Here is a 2,088-nt window from a genome sequence, read left to right on the forward strand (position 1 = left end):
CCCGGCTCGGGCCGGCCGCGCACCGGCTCACGAGCCGCCGCCGGGCGCGGTCGGCCGCCCCGCAGCGGTCGCGCCGCGCGGCGTCGGCACGTAGCCTGCGCAGATGCGACACACCCTCGCACCCGGCGACGACACCCTGCACGGTCACTTCTCCCCCGACCTCGCGCCGGCCCTCACCATCGACCCCGGCGACACCGTCACCTACCGCACCCTGGACTGCTGGTGGTCGGCCGGCCCGTACCCCGGCGGGGCGAACCGGGACCGGCCCCGGGCCCCGCAGCACCGGCCCGATCACGGGCATGCGCTGACCGGGCCGGTCGCGGTCCGCGGTGCGCGGGCCGGCCAGACCCTCGCGGTACGCATCGACGCGATCGTCCCCGCCACCTGGGGAACGACGGTGGCCGGCGGGTGGGCGAGCGGGTTCAACCAGCGCTACGGCGTCGCGGCCGACGGCGTGGTGCACGCCTGGGAGCTGGACCCGGTGGCGTTGACCGGCCGCAACCAGCATGGCCACACGGTGGCGCTGCGCCCGTTCATGGGAGTGCTCGGCATGCCGCCCGCCGAGCCGGGGAAGCACTCCACCATTCCGCCTCGGCCCTGGGGCGGCAACCTGGACTGCAAGGACCTGACCGCCGGCAGCACCCTGCTGCTGCCGATCCCGGTCGACGGGGCGCTGTTCTCGGTGGGGGACGGGCACGCCGCGCAGGGCGACGGTGAGGTCGGCGGTACGGCGATCGAGTGCCCGATGGACGAGGTGACGCTGACCTTCGACGTCCGCGACGACTTCCCGGTCACCGGCCCGGTGGCCCGCACCGCCGACGCCTGGCTGACGCTGGGCGTGGGCGCGTCCCTCGACGACGCGACGTTCATGGCCCTCGATGGGATGCTGACCCTGCTGCAACGGCTGCACGGCCTCAGCCGACCGGACGCGGTGGCGCTGGCCAGCGTCGTCGTCGACGTGCGGGTGACCCAGATCGTCAACCAGACCGTCGGCGCGCACGCGGTGCTGCGCGACGACGCGCTGCGCTGAGCCGCCACAACGGACCGCCCGCGCGGCGGCGACGTGGCGGACCGCCCGCGCCGGCTCGCAGCGGCGGACGGCTGTCAGCGCAGCCGGCGGGCAGTGAACCTCACCGGCGGCTCGGCGATCGCGTCCTGTGCCGCGATCAGCTGGATCTCCCGGGTGCCCGCCGCGAGGGTCGCCTCCAGGACGGTGAAGACGGAGGAGATGGTTTGCTCCAACGCGGTCGCGGGTGAGCCGGAGGTCAACAGGTGCGCCAGGTACAGCGCCGCGGTGACGTCACCCCCGCCGTTCGGACTGATCGGCAGCAGCGGCGTGGTCACCGCCCAGGCGCCCTCGTCGGAGACCGCCACCACCTCCAGCGCGCCCGCCGGCACGTCGCTGTGCAGCACGCTGGTGACCAGGACGTGCCGCGGCCCGGTGGCACGGACGACGTCGACGGCCTCCAGCACCTCCGCCAGCGAGGACGTCGTGCGGCCGGCCAGGAAGTCCAACTCGAAGTGGTTCGGCGTGATGATGTCGGCGCGCGGCACGACTGTGTCGCGCAGGTACTCCGGAATGCCGGGCCGGACGAACATGCCCCGGCCGATGTCGCCCATCACCGGGTCGCAGCAGTACACCGCGGCCGGGTTGGCAGCCTTGACCTGGGCCACCGCGTCCAGGATCACGGCGCCCATCGCCGGATCGCCCTGGTAGCCCGACAGCACCGCGTCGGCGCCACCGAGAACCCCCCGGTCGGCGATGCCCGCGATCACCTCGGCCACGTCGGCGGCCGCCAGCAGCGGCCCGCGCCACGCGCCGTACCCGGTGTGGTTGGAGAAGTGGACCGTCAGGACGGGCCAGACCTCGTGCCCGAGTCGCTGGAGGGGAAAGACGGCGGCCGAGTTGCCGACGTGGCCGTAGGCGACCGACGACTGGATGGACAGGATCTGCACCGACCCATCATGGCCGCCTCCGACGGCGCGCAGCGCGCGGCCCGCCGAATCTGTCGGCTGGGCCACTCCGGCCCGCACCGGCCACCCCGCACTGCAGCGGGCAGACCGCGCCGCGGCCGAGCCGCGAGCCGG

Annotated in this window: 2 protein-coding genes; one reads left to right on the forward strand and one right to left on the reverse strand. The window is 74.8% G+C overall.

The features are described 5' to 3' along the window. The first annotated feature begins 103 nt into the window (after positions 1 to 103). Entirely contained in the window at positions 104 to 1,030 is a 927-nt protein-coding gene (locus AB0J68_RS31470) for an acetamidase/formamidase family protein (protein WP_355136642.1), read from the forward strand. A 74-nt stretch (positions 1,031 to 1,104) separates the two neighbouring features. Here the strand turns inward: AB0J68_RS31470 and pdxY are convergent, their stop codons facing one another. Continuing rightward, entirely contained in the window at positions 1,105 to 1,956 is an 852-nt protein-coding gene (pdxY, locus tag AB0J68_RS31475; RefSeq protein ID WP_363942441.1) for a pyridoxal kinase PdxY, read from the reverse strand. Positions 1,957 to 2,088: the final 132 nt, after the last annotated feature.

This window comes from Micromonospora sp. NPDC049580 (assembly GCF_040675595.1).
GTDB lineage: Bacteria > Actinomycetota > Actinomycetes > Mycobacteriales > Micromonosporaceae > Micromonospora.